Annotated in this window: 18 protein-coding genes and 1 tRNA gene; 11 read left to right on the plus strand and 8 right to left on the minus strand. The window is 72.9% G+C overall.

Features of this window, described 5'->3' with window-relative positions:
* Positions 1–9: 9 nt before the first annotated feature.
* Together ABZ898_RS15235 and ABZ898_RS15240 are read right to left on the minus strand one after the other, a co-directional pair.
* Positions 10–1,407: a gluconate:H+ symporter gene (locus ABZ898_RS15235; protein WP_361657856.1), complete on the minus strand. Its 1,398-nt coding sequence runs from the start codon at positions 1,405–1,407 to the stop codon at positions 10–12.
* Between the two features lie 57 nt (positions 1,408–1,464).
* On the minus strand, positions 1,465–1,983 hold the full coding sequence (locus tag ABZ898_RS15240) for a gluconokinase (protein ID WP_361657859.1): 519 nt from the start codon (positions 1,981–1,983) through the stop codon (positions 1,465–1,467).
* A gap of 142 nt (positions 1,984–2,125) precedes the next feature.
* On the opposite strand from ABZ898_RS15240, the gene ABZ898_RS15245 reads away from it, so the two are divergent.
* Positions 2,126–2,827 carry a FadR/GntR family transcriptional regulator gene (locus tag ABZ898_RS15245; RefSeq protein WP_361657862.1) on the plus strand — a complete coding sequence of 234 codons (702 nt, stop codon included), beginning with the start codon at positions 2,126–2,128 and terminating at the stop codon, positions 2,825–2,827.
* A gap of 4 nt (positions 2,828–2,831) precedes the next feature.
* Here ABZ898_RS15245 and ABZ898_RS15250 read toward each other — a convergent pair whose 3' ends face one another.
* Complete coding sequence (locus tag ABZ898_RS15250; protein WP_361657865.1) at positions 2,832–3,254, minus strand: YchJ family metal-binding protein; 423 nt, start codon at positions 3,252–3,254, stop codon at positions 2,832–2,834.
* A gap of 63 nt (positions 3,255–3,317) precedes the next feature.
* Positions 3,318–3,405, minus strand: a tRNA-Leu gene (locus ABZ898_RS15255).
* A gap of 187 nt (positions 3,406–3,592) precedes the next feature.
* Here ABZ898_RS15255 and ABZ898_RS15260 point away from each other — a divergent pair.
* From ABZ898_RS15260 to ABZ898_RS15270, 3 genes are all read left to right on the plus strand, one after another.
* Complete coding sequence (locus ABZ898_RS15260; RefSeq protein WP_361657867.1) at positions 3,593–4,918, plus strand: M20/M25/M40 family metallo-hydrolase; 1,326 nt, start codon at positions 3,593–3,595, stop codon at positions 4,916–4,918.
* Between the two features lie 147 nt (positions 4,919–5,065).
* Complete coding sequence (gene chpH, locus ABZ898_RS15265; RefSeq protein WP_361657870.1) at positions 5,066–5,299, plus strand: chaplin ChpH; 234 nt, start codon at positions 5,066–5,068, stop codon at positions 5,297–5,299.
* A gap of 120 nt (positions 5,300–5,419) precedes the next feature.
* On the plus strand, positions 5,420–6,493 hold the full coding sequence (locus tag ABZ898_RS15270) for a chaplin family protein (protein ID WP_361657873.1): 1,074 nt from the start codon (positions 5,420–5,422) through the stop codon (positions 6,491–6,493).
* A gap of 84 nt (positions 6,494–6,577) precedes the next feature.
* Here ABZ898_RS15270 and ABZ898_RS15275 read toward each other — a convergent pair whose 3' ends face one another.
* Entirely contained in the window at positions 6,578–6,766 is a 189-nt protein-coding gene (locus ABZ898_RS15275; protein WP_361657876.1) for a DUF5703 family protein, read from the minus strand.
* Between the two features lie 47 nt (positions 6,767–6,813).
* Between ABZ898_RS15275 and ABZ898_RS15280 the strand changes: the two genes are divergently transcribed.
* Positions 6,814–7,491 carry a hypothetical protein gene (locus tag ABZ898_RS15280; RefSeq protein WP_361657879.1) on the plus strand — a complete coding sequence of 226 codons (678 nt, stop codon included), beginning with the start codon at positions 6,814–6,816 and terminating at the stop codon, positions 7,489–7,491.
* An 84-nt stretch (positions 7,492–7,575) separates the two neighbouring features.
* On the opposite strand, the gene ABZ898_RS15285 is transcribed toward ABZ898_RS15280, so the two are convergent.
* Entirely contained in the window at positions 7,576–9,882 is a 2,307-nt protein-coding gene (locus ABZ898_RS15285; RefSeq protein WP_361657882.1) for a helix-hairpin-helix domain-containing protein, read from the minus strand.
* The gene (locus ABZ898_RS15290) at positions 9,879–10,862 is read right to left on the minus strand and encodes an aldo/keto reductase (RefSeq protein ID WP_361657885.1); all 984 of its coding nucleotides are present in this window, start codon (positions 10,860–10,862) and stop codon (positions 9,879–9,881) included. Before ABZ898_RS15290 ends, ABZ898_RS15285 begins: the two co-directional genes overlap by 4 nt.
* Before the next feature lie 160 nt (positions 10,863–11,022).
* On the opposite strand from ABZ898_RS15290, the gene ABZ898_RS15295 reads away from it, so the two are divergent.
* Positions 11,023–12,078, plus strand: coding sequence for an LLM class F420-dependent oxidoreductase (locus ABZ898_RS15295; protein ID WP_361657888.1), 1,056 nt, complete (start codon positions 11,023–11,025; stop codon positions 12,076–12,078).
* 207 nt (positions 12,079–12,285) lie between these two features.
* On the plus strand, positions 12,286–13,074 hold the full coding sequence (locus ABZ898_RS15300) for a ferritin-like domain-containing protein (protein ID WP_361657891.1): 789 nt from the start codon (positions 12,286–12,288) through the stop codon (positions 13,072–13,074).
* 12 nt (positions 13,075–13,086) lie between these two features.
* Here ABZ898_RS15300 and corA read toward each other — a convergent pair whose 3' ends face one another.
* A complete protein-coding gene (gene corA, locus ABZ898_RS15305; protein WP_361657893.1) occupies positions 13,087–14,085 on the minus strand; it encodes a magnesium/cobalt transporter CorA in 999 nt (332 codons plus the stop codon).
* A gap of 98 nt (positions 14,086–14,183) precedes the next feature.
* Here corA and ABZ898_RS15310 point away from each other — a divergent pair, with 98 nt between their 5' ends.
* The 4 genes from ABZ898_RS15310 to mshC all read left to right on the plus strand — a co-directional run bounded on the left by ABZ898_RS15310 (position 14,184) and on the right by mshC (position 17,727).
* Complete coding sequence (locus ABZ898_RS15310) at positions 14,184–14,870, plus strand: histidine phosphatase family protein (RefSeq protein ID WP_361657896.1); 687 nt, start codon at positions 14,184–14,186, stop codon at positions 14,868–14,870.
* 114 nt (positions 14,871–14,984) lie between these two features.
* Positions 14,985–15,575 carry a DUF3090 domain-containing protein gene (locus ABZ898_RS15315; protein WP_361657899.1) on the plus strand — a complete coding sequence of 197 codons (591 nt, stop codon included), beginning with the start codon at positions 14,985–14,987 and terminating at the stop codon, positions 15,573–15,575.
* The gene (locus ABZ898_RS15320; RefSeq protein ID WP_361657902.1) at positions 15,539–16,384 is read left to right on the plus strand and encodes an SCO1664 family protein; all 846 of its coding nucleotides are present in this window, start codon (positions 15,539–15,541) and stop codon (positions 16,382–16,384) included. The genes ABZ898_RS15315 and ABZ898_RS15320 overlap by 37 nt, the downstream gene beginning before the upstream one ends.
* Before the next feature lie 113 nt (positions 16,385–16,497).
* Positions 16,498–17,727 (plus strand): cysteine--1-D-myo-inosityl 2-amino-2-deoxy-alpha-D-glucopyranoside ligase, encoded by a 1,230-nt coding sequence (mshC, locus tag ABZ898_RS15325; protein WP_361657905.1) that lies wholly within the window; start codon positions 16,498–16,500, stop codon positions 17,725–17,727.
* Positions 17,728–17,756: the final 29 nt, after the last annotated feature.

The raw sequence follows: 17,756 nt of genomic DNA on the forward strand, positions 1-17,756 counted from the left end.
GTACCGCCCCTAGATGATCAGGGACAGCAGCAGGACCAGGCCGCCGGCGACCACCGAGATGATGGTCTCCATCACCGACCAGGTCTTCACCGTCTGGCCGACGCTCAGCCCGAAGTACTCCTTCACCAGCCAGAAGCCGGCGTCGTTGACATGGCTGAAGAAGAGCGAACCGGCACCGATGGCCAGCACCAGCAGGGCCGTGTGCGTCGTCGACATGTCGGCGGCCAGCGGCGCGACCAGACCGGCGGCCGAGACCGTCGCCACCGTCGCCGAACCGGTCGCCAGCCGGATCGCCACCGCGATCAGCCAGGCCAGCAGCAGCGCGGGGATGGACCAGTCCTTGGAGATCTCCAGGATCATCTGGCCCACACCGCAGTCGATCAGCGTCTGCTTGAAGCCACCGCCCGCGCCGACGATCAGCAGGATGCCCGCGATGGGCATCAGGCTCTTCTCGACGGTCTGCTGCAGACGGCCCTTGGTGAAGCCCGCCGGGCGGCCCAGGGTGAAGAAGGCGAGGATCACCGCGGCCAGCAGCGCGACCAGCGGGGAGCCGACCACGTCGAAGACCCGCTGGGTCATGTTCGCCGGGTCGTCCACGACGATGTCCACCAGGGCCTTGGCCAGCATCAGCACCACCGGCAGCAGCACGGTGGCCAGCGTGGCGCCGAAGCCCGGACGGCGCTCCAGGCTCTCCGAGGCGCGCTCCGGGATCATCCGGTCGGGCACCTGCACGTCCACCCAGCGGGCGGCGACCTTCGAGAACAGCGGACCGGCGATGATCACGGTCGGGATGGCGACCACGATGCCGAGGGCCAGCGTCACACCCAGGTTGGCCTTGACCGCGTCGATGGCGACCAGCGGGCCGGGGTGCGGCGGGATCAGGCCGTGCATCACGGACAGACCGGCCAGCGCCGGGATGCCGATGCGCATCAGCGAGTAGTTGCCGCGCCGGGCGACCATGAGCACGACCGGGATCAGCAGCACGATGCCGACCTCGAAGAACAGCGGCAGACCGATCACGGACGCGATGAGCACCATGGCCCACGGCATCGCACGGCCGCCCGCCTTGGCGAGGATCGTGTCGACGATCTGGTCCGCGCCGCCGGAGTCGGCGAGCAGCTTGCCGAGGATCGCGCCCAGCGCGATCAGCACACCGACACCGGCGACCGTGCTGCCCAGACCGGTCGTGAAACTCACGATGGCCTTGTCGAGCGGCGCGCCCGCCGCCGCGCCCAGCACCAGCGAACCGATGGTCAGGGCGAGGAAGGCGTGGAGCTTGAACTTGGTGATGAGGAAAACGATGACGGCGATGCCCGCCAGGACGGCTATGCCCAGCTGGGCGTGGCCTGCCGAGGTGATCGGCTGGACGGTGTCCGCTGCCAGCATCTCGACGCTGAGTCTGGTCACGGGATTCCCTTGCAGATACGGGGATTCGGGGGAACTGAGGGGGTGCAGCGAGGGGTGCTACGCGGAGGCGGCGGCGTACGCGGCGAGAGCCTCGGCCGCGCGCTCGGTGATCTCCTCCGGCGAACCGCTGACGTCGACGGCGACTCCCGCCTCGTCGGCTTCCAGCGGCTGCAGCGTGGCGAACTGGGAATCCAGCAGCGCCGTCGGCATGAAGTGGCCCTGGCGCTGGGACATGCGGCCCTCGATGAGCTCACGGTCACCGGTCAGGTGGACGAACACGGCGCCCGGGGCCTCGGCCCGCAGCCGGTCGCGGTAGGACCGCTTCAGCGCCGAGCTGCTCACCACCCCGCCGAGGCCCGCCCGGCTCTGCGCCCAGCGCCCGATGGCGTCGAGCCACGGCCACCGGTCGGCGTCCTCCAGAGGGGTCCCGGCCGACATCTTGTCGATGTTGGCCTGGGGGTGGAAGTCGTCGCCCTCGGCATACGGGACGCCCAGCCGGGCGGCGAGCAGGGGACCGATCGTGGTCTTGCCCGTCCCGGCGACGCCCATCACGACGACGACCTGGGGGGTGCGCATGACTTGCCTCGCTGTCTTCTTCGACATCGACGCCGAACTCCGGCGTCGCCACACTGAAACCTATTAGGTACGACAAATTCAAGTGCCTGTGACATATAAGTCTGACTTTTTGTGTCTGTGATCCAGGCCGTACGCTGAGTGCATGAGCACACCGGGCCGGGGGCTGCACGGCCGCGTACTGGACACCCTCGGCCCCGCGATCACGGCGGGCGAGTACCCGCCGGGAAGCGTGCTGCGGACCGACGAACTGGCGCAGTCCTTCGACGTCTCCCGATCCGTCATGCGTGAGGCCGTGCGGGTCCTGGAATCCATGCACCTGGTCGCCTCCCGCCGCCGGGTAGGCGTCACCGTGCTCCCCAAGCACGAGTGGAACGTCTACGACCCGCAGGTCATCCGCTGGCGCCTTCAGGGGGCCGACCGCCCGCACCAGCTGCGCTCGCTGACCGTGCTGCGCTCCGCGATCGAACCCGTCGCCGCGGGCCTCACCGCCCGCAACGCCACCGCCGAGCAGTGCGCCGAACTCACCGAGTGCGCCCTCGGCATGGTCGCCAACTCACGCGGTCACAAGCTGGACCAGTACCTGATCCACGACATCGCCTTCCACCGGATCATCCTCACGGCCTCCGGCAACGAGATGTTCGCCCGCCTCGGGGACGTCGTCGCCGAGGTCCTCGCCGGCCGCACCCACCACGACGTGATGTTCGCCGACCCCGACCCGCCGGCCGTCACCCTGCACGTCCGGGTCGCCGAGGCCGTCCGCGCCGGGGACGGCGTCCGCGCCGAGGAACTGACCAGGGAGATCACCATGGGCGCGCTCCAGGAGCTGGACATCCTGGTGCCGTAGGGCTTCAGTCCTCGAGGAACTCCCCGTCGACGTACACCCACGCCCCCTCCACCCGCTCGAACCGGCTCCGCTCGTGCAGCGAACCGCCCCGGTAGGAGGCCCGGAACGTCACGGTCCCCGTGGTGTGGAAGGCGGACCCGTCGCCGGTGTCCAGGATCTCCAGCCCCGTCCACCGCATGCCCGGGTCCAGGTCCAGCCGGGCGGGCCGGGTGCGCGGATGCCAGGTCCGCACCAGATAGCCCGCGTCCCCCACCACGAAGGCGCTGTACCGCGACCTCATCAGCGCCTCGGCGCTGGGCGCGGCGGCCGCCCCCGAGTGGAACCGCCCGCAGCAGTCGGCGTAGGCGCCCGGCAGCCCGCAGGGGCAGGAGGCGGGAGCGGCGGTACGGGAGGGGGTGCGGGAGGTGCGTCGGGCCATGCGGGCCATTGTGCCGGACCGCCCGGGGGCCGGGGAAAGCAGAAGGACCCCTGATCCACAGGGGTCCTTCAGTGGTGTCCGAGGGGGGACTTGAACCCCCACGCCCGATAAAGGGCACTAGCACCTCAAGCTAGCGCGTCTGCCATTCCGCCACCCGGACAAGGTGTCTGTCGTGCGGGGTGTTCCCCGCGGCGACGAAGGAAACATTACCAGGCTTTCGGGGGTGTCCGATCACCCCCTGCCCCGGCCCCCGCCGTGTGAACGCACGGTGGCGGGGTGGACGCGTACCGGCCGTGCGGGGGGAGGATGGGGGAGACCCACCAGCAGTGACAGCGGGAGGAAACAGCGTGAGCGAGACGGACACGGCCAAGGGCGTCACCGGTGAGGACGAGGTCGTGGACCTCTGCCGCGAGCTGATCCGGTTCGACACCAGCAACTACGGCGACCACTCGGGGCCCGGCGAACGCGCCGCCGCCGAGTACGTCGCGGGGAAGCTCGCCGAGGTCGGCCTTGAGCCCAAGATCTTCGAGTCGCACCCGGGGCGCGCCTCGACCGTCGCCCGCATCGAGGGCGAGGACCCGTCCCGGCCGGCCCTGCTGATCCACGGCCACCTGGACGTCGTGCCGGCCAACGCCGCCGACTGGACCCACGACCCCTTCTCCGGCGAGGTCGCCGACGGGTGCGTGTGGGGGCGCGGGGCCGTCGACATGAAGGACATGGACGCGATGACCCTCGCGGTCGTCCGTGACCGGCTGCGCAGCGGGCGCAAGCCCCCGCGGGACGTCGTCGTCGCCTTCCTCGCGGACGAGGAGGCGGGCGGCACCTACGGCGCGCGCTACCTCGTCGACAACCACCCCGAGCTCTTCGAGGGGGTCACCGAGGCCATCAGCGAGGTCGGCGGGTTCTCCTTCACGGTGAACGACCAGCGGCGGCTCTACCTGATCCAGACGGCCGAGAAGGGCATGCACTGGATGAAGCTGACCGTGGCCGGCACCGCCGGGCACGGCTCGATGATCCACCGCGACAACGCCATCACCGAGCTGTCCGAGGCGGTCGCCCGCGTCGGCCGCCACAAGTTCCCGGTCCGGGTCACCAAGACCACCCGTGCCTTCCTGGACGAACTCGGCGACGCTCTCGGCACCGAACTCGACCCCGAGGACATGGAGTCGACCCTCGCCAAGCTCGGCGGCATCGCCAAGCTCATCGGCGCCACCTTGAGCAACACCGCCAACCCGACGCAGCTGAACGCCGGTTACAAGGTCAACGTGATCCCGGGCGAGGCCACCGCGCACATCGACGGACGCTTCCTGCCCGGCCACGAGGAGGAGTTCCTCACCGACCTCGACCGGCTGCTGGGTCCGAACGTGCGCCGCTCGGACGTCCATGCGGACAAGGCGGTCGAGACCAGCTTCGACGGCGCCCTCGTGGAGGCCATGCAGTCCGCACTGCTGGCCGAGGACCCGATCGCGCGTGCGGTGCCGTACATGCTCTCCGGCGGTACGGACGCCAAGTCGTTCGACGACCTCGGCATCCGGGGCTTCGGCTTCGCGCCGCTCAAGCTGCCGCCGGAGCTGGACTTCGCCGGAATGTTCCACGGCGTGGACGAGCGGGTTCCGGTCGACGGGCTGCAGTTCGGGGTGCGGGTGCTCGACCGGTTCCTCGACGCCTCCTGAACCCGTAGGTGACGGGGAATCAGGCAGGCGTGCGAGATCGACTGAGAAGAGTGAATGCGACGATAAGCTCGTAGCTCGATTAGCTCCTCCTCGTTACAGGTGATGCGACCCCGCACCTTGGGGCCGCGTTTCCAACTAGGAGGAATAATGATCAAGAAGGTCGTCGCCGCCGCGGTCGCCACCGGTGGACTCGTTCTCGCGGGCGCTGGCATGGCCGCCGCCGACGCGGGTGCCAACGGTGCCGCCGTGGGTTCGCCCGGCGTCCTGTCCGGCAACGTGGTCCAGGTGCCGGTGCACGTCCCGGTGAACGTCTGCGGCAACACGGTCAACGTGATCGGGCTCCTGAACCCCGCCTTCGGCAACACCTGCGTCAACGACTGACGTCAGCGGTTCGAGGGGCGTCTTCAGCGAACCGTCGGCCCCGGAGCGCATCTCACGCGCTCCGGGGCCGACCGGTCTCGCACCCAGTCGAAGCAGGGAAATCCCAGGGGGGATCAGAACATGCGACAGGGCACCCGCAAGGGCCTGATGACCATGGCGGCCGCGACCGGAGTGATCGCCGCCGCCAGTGGATACGCACACGCCGACTCGGGCGCGGCCGGCTCCGCCGCCCGCTCGCCCGGCGTACTGTCCGGCAACACCGTGCAGGCCCCGGTCCACGTACCGGTGAACGTCTGCGGCAACACCGTCGACGTCGTAGGACTGCTCAACCCGGCCGCGGGCAACGCCTGCGGCAACGGGGCGCGAAGCGGTTCCGGGGGCGCGCACGCCGGTGGCCGCACCACCGACTCGCCGGGCATCGGCTCCGGCAACACCGTCCAGGCGCCGATCGACATCCCGGTCGACCTGTGCGGCAACAGCGTCGACGTGATCGGCGTGGGGAACGCGGCGGCGGGCAACCGCTGCGGGGGAGGCGGCCACGGCCGCGACCACCAGAACCCGCCGGGGAACCCGGGCACGCCGGGCCACCCGGGGAATCCTGGTACGCCGGGACACCCGGGCCACCCCGGCCAGCCGGGCCACCCGGGCCACCCGGGCACGCCCGGACATCCGGGCCAGCCGGGCACGCCCGGACATCCGGGGAACCCGGGCCACCCCGGTCACCACGGGGACGAGCCGTGTCCCCCCGGCCACCACGGCCACCACCCCGGTCACCCGGGCAACCCGGGTACGCCCGGACACCCGGGCACGCCTGGGAACCCCGGTACTCCGGGGAATCCAGGTACGCCCGGCAATCCCGGGACGCCGGGGAATCCCGGAAACCCCAGCACTCCCGGAAACCCCGGTACCCCGGGCAAGCCCGGCCAGCCGGGCGGACCCGGTGCGCCCGGCAAGCCCGCCACCCCCGCGAACCCGGCCGCGCCGTCCACCCCGGCCGGCCCCACCACCCCGTCCACCGGCGGTGGCCACACCCCGCAGGGGGCCTCCCAGGCCGGGTACCAGGGCGGCGCCTCCGCCGGGGGCCAGCTCGCCCACACCGGTGGTGACCTGCCGCTCGGCCTCGCGCTGTCGGCCGGCGCCGGCGCGGTGCTCGCGGGCGCGGTCCTGTACCGCAAGGCGCGCAACGCTGCCTGATCCCGGAGCGTGACCGAGACCGGAGCGGGCCCCTGCCGTACACCCGGCGGGGCCCGCTCCGATCAGTGTTCGACTCGCGCGCCCTCACCACGTGGCCCGCACCTGGCGGATGATCCGCCGGCGCAACCGCACCCTGCGGCTGCCGTCGCGCATCAGGCTCAGTCGGTCCAACTCCCAGTGTCCGTACTCGGCATGGTCCGTGAGTAGACGCGTGGCCTCCTGGCGGGACACCCCGCGGGGGACGTACACGTCGACGAATTCGTATTCCGGCATCGCATCTATTGTGCGGGCTGGTGCCCGGTACGGATAGCGTCTGCACTATGTCTGATGCTGCGCAGCCCACCGCTGCCGAGGTACGCGCCGCCGCCGAGGCGGTCAAGACCGCGCTCGACCGTCACCTGGCGGCCGTCGAACGCAGGACGGGTGACGACGACTCGGCCGTCCACGAGGCGTTCAATCAGCTTGCGGCGGCCGGCGAGGTGTACGACGAGCTGCTCTACGACCGCTACGACGAGGTCACCCCCTTCGAGATCCCCGGCGCCGACGACGCGCTGCCGCCGTACGCGGGCCCGGAGGAGCCCCACGCCGTCAGCGTCCTGATCCGCCGCGACTACACGGTGGCCGAACCCCGGCGGCTGCTGGCCCAGGCCCAGCGGGTGGAGGCCGCGGAGTTCGAGGAGACCCTCACGGACGACGACACCGCGACCACGGTGCCGGGCGCGCTCGGCATCCTGTTCGGCGAGTACGAGCCCGACGAGATCGCCTCCCGGCACCGGGAGTTCGGCCTCGAGGAGGGCGACTCCACGCTCTGGGTCACCGCGGCCGAGGAGGCGCCCGAGCCCGGCGAATGGCTGGGCGCGCCCTTCGAGGACGCCGACCCCCAGCAGGTGATCTGCCGCTTCGACGTCAGCGCCGTCTTCGACCGGGACGACAGCGACGAGCCGCACGAGGCGCACGAGCAGGACGACGACGCGGAGCCCGACGACCACGACCGGTGACCTGGCGGCGGTGAACGCGGACGAAACAGCGGTGCCGTACCGGAGCCCTCCGGTACGGCACCGCCGTTTCTGCGTGTCGGCCGCTCAGCCCGCCGGGGTGAGCTGGACCTCCAGCAGCGTGCGCAGCCGGGTCGTCCGCGGCTTGGCCACGCCCTCCGCGACCGCCCTGGGCAGCGCCTGCTCCACGCCGTGCACCACGGACAGATGCCGCTCGGCCCGGCCGAACGCGGTGTACACCCACGGCCGGGTCAGCATCCCCGCCGCGTCACCGGGCAGCACCACCACGGCGGCGGGCCAGCGGCCGCCCACCGCCTGGTGCGCGGTCACCGCCCAGCCGTGCCGCACCCGGCTCTCCACCAGCTCCCTGGGCACGACCACGGGCGCGCCCGCGCACTCAAGGTGCAGTCCCGCCTCGTCCGCCCGCACCACCCGGCCCGGCACCGGACGGCCCGGCGCGGGGGAGTGCACGATCCGGTCGCCGGGGTCGAAGCCGCCGAAGCGGCCCGGGCCCGGGTTCAGCCGCTCCTTCAGGACCGTGTTGAGCGCGCGGGTGCCCGCGGCGCCCCCGTGCCCCGGAGTGATCACCACCGTCTCCTCCGGCGGGACCCCGAACGCGCGCGGCACCGAGTCCGCCACCAGCTGCACCGTGCGGTGCACGGCCTCGCCCGCGTCCCGCACCGGGACGATCACGACCTCCTTGCCGGGCGCCTCGACCTGGTTCAGCTCACCCACGCCGATGCCCGAGACCAGTTCGCCGAGCGGACCGGGGTCGGGGACGCGGGAGGCGACGCGCGGGCAGGCGGACACGGCGAGCAGGTCGGCGAAGACCCGGCCGGGACCGGTCGACCACAGCACCGCCGGGTCACCGCTGAGCAGCAGCCGCGCACCGTCCGGCAGCGACTCGGCCAGCATCGCGGCGCCCTCGACGTCCAGCTGGGGCGCGTCCAGCACGATCAGCAGATCGAGGTCCAGCGCGCCCTCCGCGTCCCGGCCGGGGCCCGACGCGCCGGACAGCAGGCCCGCGACGGTGCCCACGGCACCCGTGCCCGGCTCCTCGCCGAGGTGCGCGGCGAAGCGGCGCGCTCCGTCGGGGGTGTGGCAGACCGCGAACGCGCGCAGACCCGCCTCGCGGGCGGCGCCGAGCAGCGCGGCGGGCTCGGCGCGGGCCGCCTCGCCGCCGGTGTGCAGCACCAGGCCGTGCCCGGCGACCTGGCGGGCCAGCTCGGCCGCGCCGCCGCTCAGGGCCGCCGCGGCGGCCTCCCAGGGCTCGGCGGTCTCCTTGCCGGCCGAGTTGACCAGCCGGGCCAGCGTGTCCGCGAGGCTCTCCTCGGCGAGCGCGTACCGCTCCAGACCCGCCAGCACGCGGACCGGGACCTCCTCCACGGTCTCCTCGCCGTCGTCCGCAGCCGCAGCCGCAGGGGCGGCGGGCTGGGCTCCCGGCTCCAGGGCGTCCTGGAAGACCAGCGCGTCGCCCTCGGCCAGCGCGCTCTGCACGGCCTCGTCCGGGTCCGGCACGCCCCGCTTGCCCAGGGCCTCGACGAGCGCGGGGAGGTCCAGCGCGGTGTGCCCGGCCAGGGCCGCCTGCTCCAGCAGCCACACCGTCAGCGCGCGTCCGCGCCGCTCGTCGTCGGGACGGCACTCGGCGCCCAGCAGGGCCCGCGCGAAGCCGTCGGCCTGCTCCGGGCGCACGCCCGCCACCCGCAGCAACTGCCAGGGATCGGCCGACAGCGCCTCCTCGGCGCCCTCGCCCAGCGCCGCCGCCACCTGGGCCGCCAGGCCCTCCGGCGCCCCGCCCCGGGCGAGCACCGCGCGCACGGACCCCACGGCCTCGGCGTCCGGCGCCGGAGCCGCCCGGACGGGCTCCGGGCGCCGCACGGGTTCGGGCGCGGGACGGCGCGGGGCCGGAGCGGGCTCCGTGAACGCCGGCGCGACCGGCTTCTCCCCGCTCTCCACCGCCCGTACGGCGGCCAGCAGGTCGGCCGCCGTACCGCTCAGCTTGCCCCCGCTCGCCACGGGACCCTGCCGCTCGGCCTTGCGCCGGGCGATCCGGTCCCGCTCCACCCGCTGGGCGGCCAGCTCGGCCGCCGCCTCGGAGCGCGCGCCCGCGCCCTCGGCGGCCTCCGGAGTCCCGGCGTCTTCGGATGCCTCGGTGTCCTCGGTGTCCTCGGTGTCCTCGGAGTCGTCGGTGTCTTCGGAAGCCTGGCTGTCCTCGGTGTCCTCGGTGGCGGTGCCCGCCTCGCCGGCCGGCGCCTCCGCGTCTCCGGCACTCTCGCCGGACGATGCCGGGCCGGCCTCTGCCGCTGCGCCGGAGGTGCCCTCGGCCGGGGTGGCGCCGTCGGTGTCCGCGGCGGCCGCCTCCGCGCCGCCGGCAGGCGTCTGCTCCGTGGTCACAGGGTGCTCCAGTCGTGATCGGGATAGCGGTGCACGGGCGCCGACACGTCGTCCAGCGCCCGGCAGATCTCGTCAGGAAGACTAAGCGCCTCCACCGACAACGCCGCCGCGAGCTGCCGTGCGTTGCGCGCGCCGACCACCGGTGCGGTCACGCCCGGACGGTCGCGGACCCAGGCCAGGGCCACCTGGAGCGGGGTGACCGCGAGCCCGTCGGCGGCCGTGGTCACCGCGTCCACGATGCGGCCGGCGGTGTCGTCCAGATACGGCTCGACGAACGGCGCCATGTGCTCGGAGGCGCCGCGCGAGTCCGCCGGCACGCCGGTCCGGTACTTCCCCGTCAGCACCCCCCGGCCCAGCGGGGAGGAGGGCAGCAGCCCGATGCCGAGGTCCAGAGCCGCGGGCAGCACCTCGCGCTCGATGCCCCGCTGGAGCAGGGAGTACTCGAGCTGGGTCCCGGCCAGCCGGGTGCGGATGCCCGGAGCCGCGAGCTGCCAGGTGGCCGCCTTGGCGAGCTGCCAGCCGCAGAAGTTCGACACTCCCGCGTACCGGGCGCGGCCGCTGCTCACCGCCAGGTCCAGCGCCTGGAGCGTCTCCTCCAGCGGGGTGTCGGGGTCGTGGCAGTGGATGTGCCACAGGTCGACGTGGTCGGTGCCCAGGCGCTCCAGCGAGGCGTCCAGGGCGGCGAGCAGATGCCCCCGCGAGCCGTCGGCCCGGCGCTCGGGGTCCGGCACGCTGCCCGCCTTGGTGGAGATCACCAGGTCCTCGCGGGGCACCAGGGAGTCCGTCAGCTGTCCGAGCAGGTATTCGGCGGCCCCGTCGCCGTACACGTCCGCGGTGTCGACGAGGGTGCCGCCCGCCTCCCAGAACGTCTTCAGCATGTCCGCGGCGTCGTGCTCGTCGGTGTCCCGGCCCCAGGTGAGGGTGCCGAGTCCGATCCGGGACACGCGCAGGCCGGTACGGCCGAGATGCCTCTGCTCCATGTGCGCGAGATTACTGGCCAGAGGTGGTGCCGTGGGTTGCCTGTGGACAACGTGGAGACCGGCCCGCGTGCCCCACCGGACACCCGAGGGGGGTGGGCCGCGCGGGAATGGGTCGCTAAGGTCGGCCGCGGAACGTTACTTGCGAGTAAGGGGATCGGTCATGCAGCTCGGGATCAACCTCGGCTACTGGGGCGCCGGGATGGACGGGGACAACCTCGCCGTGGCGCAGGAGGCAGACCGGCTCGGCTACAGCGTCTGCTGGGCCGCCGAGGCGTACGGCTCCGACGCCGCCACCGTGCTGAGCTGGGTCGCGGCCCGCACGGAGCGGATCGACGTGGGCTCGGCGATCTTCCAGATCCCGGCCCGCCAGCCCGCCATGACCGCGATGACCGCGGCCACCCTCGACTCCCTCTCCGGCGGCCGCTTCCGCCTCGGCCTCGGCGTCTCCGGCCCGCAGGTCTCCGAGGGCTGGTACGGCGTCAAGTTCGACAAGCCGCTCGCCCGCACCCGCGAGTACGTCGAGATCGTCCGCAAGGCGATGACCCGCGAGCGCCTGTCGTACGAGGGCGAGCACTGGACGCTGCCGCTGCCCGGCGGCCCCGGCAAGCCGCTGAAGCTGACCGTGCACCCCCAGCGCGAGCACATCCCGCTCTACATCGCCGCCATCGGCCCGAAGAACCTGGAGCAGACCGGCGAGATCGCCGACGGCGCCCTGCTGATCTTCCCCTCCGCCGAGCACCTGGAGGACACCGCCGTCACCTACCTGCGCGCCGGCCGGGAGAAGGCGGGCAAGACCCTCGACGGCTTCGACATCTGCCCGACCGTCCCGCTCGCGCTCGGCGACGACGCCGACGTGACCCGCCTCGCCGACACCTTCCGCCCCTACACCGCGCTCTACGTGGGCGGCATGGGCAGCCGCAAGCAGAACTTCTACAACCGGCTCGCCCAGCGCATGGGGTACGAGAAGGAGGCCGCCGAGATCCAGGACAAGTACCTCGCCGGCGACAAGGACGGCGCCGCGGCCGCGATCCCGCACGACCTCATCGACAAGACCACCCTGCTCGGCTCCGTCGACCGCATCGCCGACCGGATGAAGGCCTACGCGGCGGCGGGCGCCACCACCCTCACCCTCGCTCCGGCCGGCTTCACCCTCGACGAGCGGCTCGCCGCCCTGCGCGGCGGCGCCGAGGCCCTGGAGCGCGCCGGCCTCGCCTGACGGGGGCCGGGAAAAGATTCGCGGCCGTGGTGGGGGCTCGGGGGGTCTTCCCCGCCACGGCCGTCACGCGGAACAACGCGCCGGGACGGACGGGGTTACGCCCCCGCCCGTCCCTCCTTCGGCCCAGCGCCGCCGTCCTCCTGTTGCGCGCCCCCTTGACCCGCATTTGACTACTTCTCTGCGGAATCGTGCAGAGAGGGGCCCGCGATGCTTTCGGCCAGAAGCCTGTTTGAGGAGATCCTCGACGACGACGCGTCCTTCCGGCTCTTCTGCTCCATCGCCGCCGGCGGCGAGTCCCAGGGCGGCTGGGAGAACGGCAGGATCGCCGCCCTGGTGCCGCCCGGCGCCCGCCGCCTCGCGCCCAGGATCGCCCGGCACGGCGCCGACGAGGACAAGCACGGACGCATCTTCGAGGCACTGCTGCGCAAGCGCGGACTGAAGCCCGTGGAGGTCCCGCCGGACACCGACTACACGATGCTCCTCGAACGGCGCGGCATCGGGCTGTCCCACGACAAGCTCAAGGCCGACCGGCCGCTGACCGAGAGCGACATCGTCACCTACCTCGCGCACAGCCGCGTCACCGAGCAGCGGGCCTCGGAGCAGATGCGGATGCTCCTCAAGCACTTCGGCGACCATCCCGACATCGGCCGCGCGGTGCGCATGATCTCCCACGACGAGGACAACCACCTCGCCTACTGCCACGAGGAACTGCTGCGCCTCGCCTACGCGGGCCACGGCCGCACCATCCAGCGCGTCCTGCGCGAGAGCGCGCTGGCCGAGATCCGGATCTACCGGGACGTCAGCCTCGCCGTGATGGCCCACATGGGCCGCCTCCTTCGCTGGTCCCGCGCCAGGAGCGCGCTCCTGGCCGCAGGCATCCACGCCCTGTACGTGTGGGAGCGGGCCTTCGGCTGGCGCCGCATGGTCACCCTGGAGATGCCCGAGCGGCGCGACGCGCTCGGCGGCCCCGCGCCCAGGGCCACGGAGTTCGCGTGAGCGGCGGCGCGGCTACAGCCAGCCGCGGCGTTTGAAGTTCCGGTACAGCAGAAGCTCCAGCGCCACCATCACCGCGACCACCGTGGGGTAGCCCCACACCCAGCGCAGCTCCGGCATGTGCTCGAAATTCATGCCGTATATCCCCGCGATCAGCGTCGGGATCGCGGCCATCGCCGCCCAGGACGAGATCTTGCGCATGTCGTCGTTCTGCCGCACCCCCATCTGCGCCAGATGCGCCGAGAGGATGTCGGACACCAGCCGGTCCAGGCCCTCCACCGACTCGTTGACGCGCGTCAGATGGTCGTTGACGTCCCGGAAGAACGGCCGCGCCGCCGCGTCCACGAACGGCACCCCGGCCGTCGACGGCGCCATCCCCGACAGCCGGGTCAGCGGCACCGCCAGCGGCACGGTGGCCCGGCGGAACTCCAGCACCTGCCGCTTGAACAGGTAGATCCGGGACGCGGTGCCCCGCGAACCGGCGTCGGACGGCGAGAAGACCTCCGCCTCCAGCTCGTCCAGGTCCGTCCCCAGCTCGGTCGCCACCTCCAGGTACTCGTCGACCGTGGCGTCCGCGACCGCGTACAGCACCGAGGTGGGACCGTGCCGCAGCTTGTCCGGGTCCGCCTCCAGCCGGCGCCGTACCTCCGGCAGCGGGGACGCCTCGCCGTGACGCACCGTCAGCACGAAGGAGTCGCCGAGGAAGAGCATGACCTCGCCCGTGGACACCTCGTCGCGGGAGGACTCGTAGAACACCGGCTTCAGCACCACGAACAGCGAGTCGTCGTAGACCTCCAGCTTCGGGCGCTGGTGGGCCTTCAGGGCGTCCTCGACGGCCAGCGGGTGCAGGCCGAAGACCTCGCGGACCCGGTCGAACTCCGCGGGCGACGGATCGTGCAGCGAGATCCACACGAACGCGTCGTCCGCCGCCCGCGCCTCCCGCAGCGCTTTCGCGGGGTCGTCGGACGAATCGGTCCGATGTCCGTCGCGGTAGATGGCACAGTCGAAGATCACGGAGTGCATTGTCCCGCCGTCCCGCCCCGCGCGCACGCGGGGACCGTGATGGAGCGCCCCGGATCACCACCCGGCGGCGCCGGTCTACGCTGGGCCGCATGCCCACCCTGATCCTCGTTAGGCACGGCCGTTCCACCGCCAACACCGCGGGTCTGCTCGCCGGCTGGACACCCGGTGTCACCCTCGACGAACGCGGCGCCCAGCAGGCCGCCGCACTGCCGGGCCGGCTCGACGGGCTGCCGCTCGCCGAGATCGTCGTCAGCCCCCTCCAGCGCTGCCAGGAGACCGTCCAGCCGCTGCTGGACGCCCGCCCCGGCCTCAGCCCCCGCACCGACGACCGGATCGGGGAGTGCCACTACGGCGACTGGTCGGGCCGCAAGCTCGCCGAGCTGAAGGACGAACCGCTGATGGAGGTCGTCCAGACCCACCCGTCGGCCGCGGCCTTCCCCGGCGGCGAGTCCATGCGCGAGATGCAGGCCCGCGCGGTCGAGGCCGTGCGCGACTGGAACGCGCGCGTGGAGCGCGAGCACGGCGCCGACGCCGTCTACCTCATGTGCTCCCACGGCGACATCATCAAGTCGATCGTCGCCGACGCCCTCGGGCTCCACCTCGACCTGTTCCAGCGCGTCTCCGTGGAACCCTGCTCCGTCACCGCCATCCGCTACACCCGGCTGCGGCCCTATCTCGTCCGCCTCGGCGAGACCGGCGACCTCGCCTCCCTCGCCCCCCGCGAGACTCCCCCCGACGACGACGCACCGGTCGGGGGCGGTGCGGGCGCACCGTGATCGCCGCCCGCAGTAGGGTGAGGCGGTCGGCCGTGCGGGGTGCCCGCACACCCGTACCGACCGCGTGAAACGCTCCGACCGCTCGAACGATCCCGACCCCAATGGAGACAGGACGTGTCCCGTCAGGTGTTCCTCTACGACCCGCCGGACCGCTTCGTGGCCGGCACGGTCGGACTGCCCGGACGCCGTACGTTCTTCCTCCAGGCCACGGCGGGCCCGCGAGTGACCAGCGTGGCCCTGGAGAAGGCCCAGGTCGCCGCGCTCGCCGAACGCATGGACGAACTCCTCGACGAGGTCGTGCGCCGCAGCGGCGGCAACGCCGCGGTCCCCGCCGTCGCCCCCGTCGAGATCTCCGACACCGGACCGCTGGACAGCCCCGTCGACGAGGAGTTCCGCGTCGGCACCATGGCCCTGGCCTGGGACGGCGAGGAACAGCGCATGGTCGTCGAGGCCCAGGCCCTGGTGGAACTGGAGGCCGAGACCGCCGAGGACCTCGCCGAGGCCGAGGAACGCCTCCTCCAGGACGAGGAGAACGGGCCCCCGATGCTGCGGGTCCGCCTGACCGGCGCGCAGGCCCGTGCCTTCGCCAAGCGCGCCCTCGACGTCGTCAACGCCGGGCGGCCGCCGTGCCCGCTGTGCAGCCTCCCGCTCGACCCGGAAGGACACGTATGTCCGCGCCAGAACGGATACCGCCGGGGAGCGTGAGCGCCGCGCGGACGGGGACCGACGCGGACGCCGCCGAACTGCTCGCCCGCGGCGAGCTGACCGTGCGCGGCCGCATCCGGGACGCCTCCAACGCCGCCCTGTTCTGCACCGTCGCCCTCGACGGCCGAGAGGCCACGTGCGTGTACAAGCCCGTCGCCGGCGAACGCCCGCTGTGGGACTTCCCCGACGGCACCCTGGCGGGCCGCGAGGTCGCCGCCTACGAGGTCTCCGAGGCCACCGGCTGGGGCCTGATCCCGCCGACCGTGCTGCGCGACGGCCCCTTCGGCGAGGGCATGTGCCAGCTCTGGATCGAGGTCAGCACCGAGGCCGAACTCCTCGCCCTGGCCGAGGGCGAGGAGGCCGGACCCGGCTGGAAGGCCATCGGTCTCGCCGAGGTCGGCGAAGGCCGCACCGCGCTGCTCGTGCACGCCGACGACGAGCGGCTGCGCCGCCTCGCCGTCCTCGACGCCGTGATCAACAACGCCGACCGCAAGGGCGGCCACCTCCTGCCCACCGTCGCCGGACGGCTCTACGGCATCGACCACGGCGTCTCCTTCAACGCCGAGAACAAGCTGCGCACCCTGCTGTGGGGCTGGGCGGGCGAACCCCTCACCGAGGACGCCGTCGAGGTCCTGGCCGCTCTGCGCGACGCCCTCGCCGAACGCGGCGCCCTGGCCGTGAAGCTGGCCCCGCTGCTCACCCCGGCCGAGATCGACGCCACCCGCGCACGGGTCGACGCCCTCCTCGCCACCGGTGTCCACCCCGAGCCCGCCGGGGACTGGCCCGCCATCCCCTGGCCCCCGGTCTGAGGCGGACCCGCACGGCGGACGGCCGGGCGCAAGAGCGCCCGTCCGGCCATCCGGCCGCCCCGCGGCGTGATCCGGTTCGTAGCGCCGGCTCATGGCCGGTTAGGCTCATGTACATGCATGCCTGGCCCGCTTCCGAGGTCCCCGCCCTGCCTGGTCAGGGCCGCGACCTGAGGATTCACGACACCGCGACCGACGGTCCGGTCACCCTCGACCCCGGTCCCGTCGCCCGGATCTACGTCTGCGGCATCACGCCGTACGACGCGACCCACATGGGTCACGCGGCGACCTACAACGCGTTCGACCTCGTCCAGCGCGTGTGGCTCGACACCAAGCGGCAGGTCCACTACGTCCAGAACGTCACCGACGTCGACGACCCGCTCCTGGAGCGCGCGACGCGCGACGGCGTCGACTGGGCCGCGCTCGCCGACCAGGAGACCACCCTGTTCCGCGAGGACATGACCGCCCTCAGGATGCTGCCTCCCCAGCACTACATAGGCGCAGTCGAGGCCATACCCGGCATCGTCCCGCTGGTGGAACGGCTGCGGGAACTGGGCGCCGCCTACGACCTCGAAGGCGACATCTACTTCTCCGTCGACTCCGACCCGCACTTCGGCCAGGTGTCCAACCTGGACGCGGCCGCCATGCGGCTGCTCTCCGCCGAGCGCGGCGGCGACCCGGACCGGCCGGGCAAGAAGAACCCGCTCGACCCGATGCTGTGGCTCGCGGCCCGCGAGGGCGAGCCGAGCTGGGACGGCGGCACGCTCGGCCGCGGCCGGCCCGGCTGGCACATCGAGTGCGTGGCCATCGCGCTGGACCACCTCGGCATGGGCTTCGACGTCCAGGGCGGCGGCTCCGACCTCGCCTTCCCGCACCACGAGATGGGCGCCTCCCACGCCCAGGTGCTCACCGGCGAGTTCCCCATGGCCAAGGCGTACGTCCACGCGGGCATGGTCGGCCTGGACGGCGAGAAGATGTCCAAGTCCAAGGGCAACCTCGTCTTCGTGTCCACGCTGCGCCGCGAGGGCGTCGACCCGGCCGCCATCCGGCTCGCCCTGCACTCCCGCCACTACCGCGCGGACTGGGAGTGGACCGACCAGGTGCTCCAGGACGCCGTGGACCGGCTCGGCCGCTGGCGCGCCGCCGTCTCCCGGCCCGACGGCCCGTCCGCCGACGCGCTGGTGGAGGAGGTCCGCGAGGCCCTCGCCGACGACCTCGACGCGCCCGCCGCCCTGGAGGCCGTGGACCGCTGGACGGCCCGCCAGGAGGCCGAGGGCGGCACCGACATCGGCGCCCCCGGCGTGGTCAGCCGTACCGTCGACGCACTGCTCGGCGTGGCTCTCTGAGCCGAGGGACAAAAGCAGGGGCGGTACCC

The organism is Streptomyces sp. NPDC046860, from assembly GCF_040645115.1.
Lineage (GTDB): Bacteria > Actinomycetota > Actinomycetes > Streptomycetales > Streptomycetaceae > Streptomyces.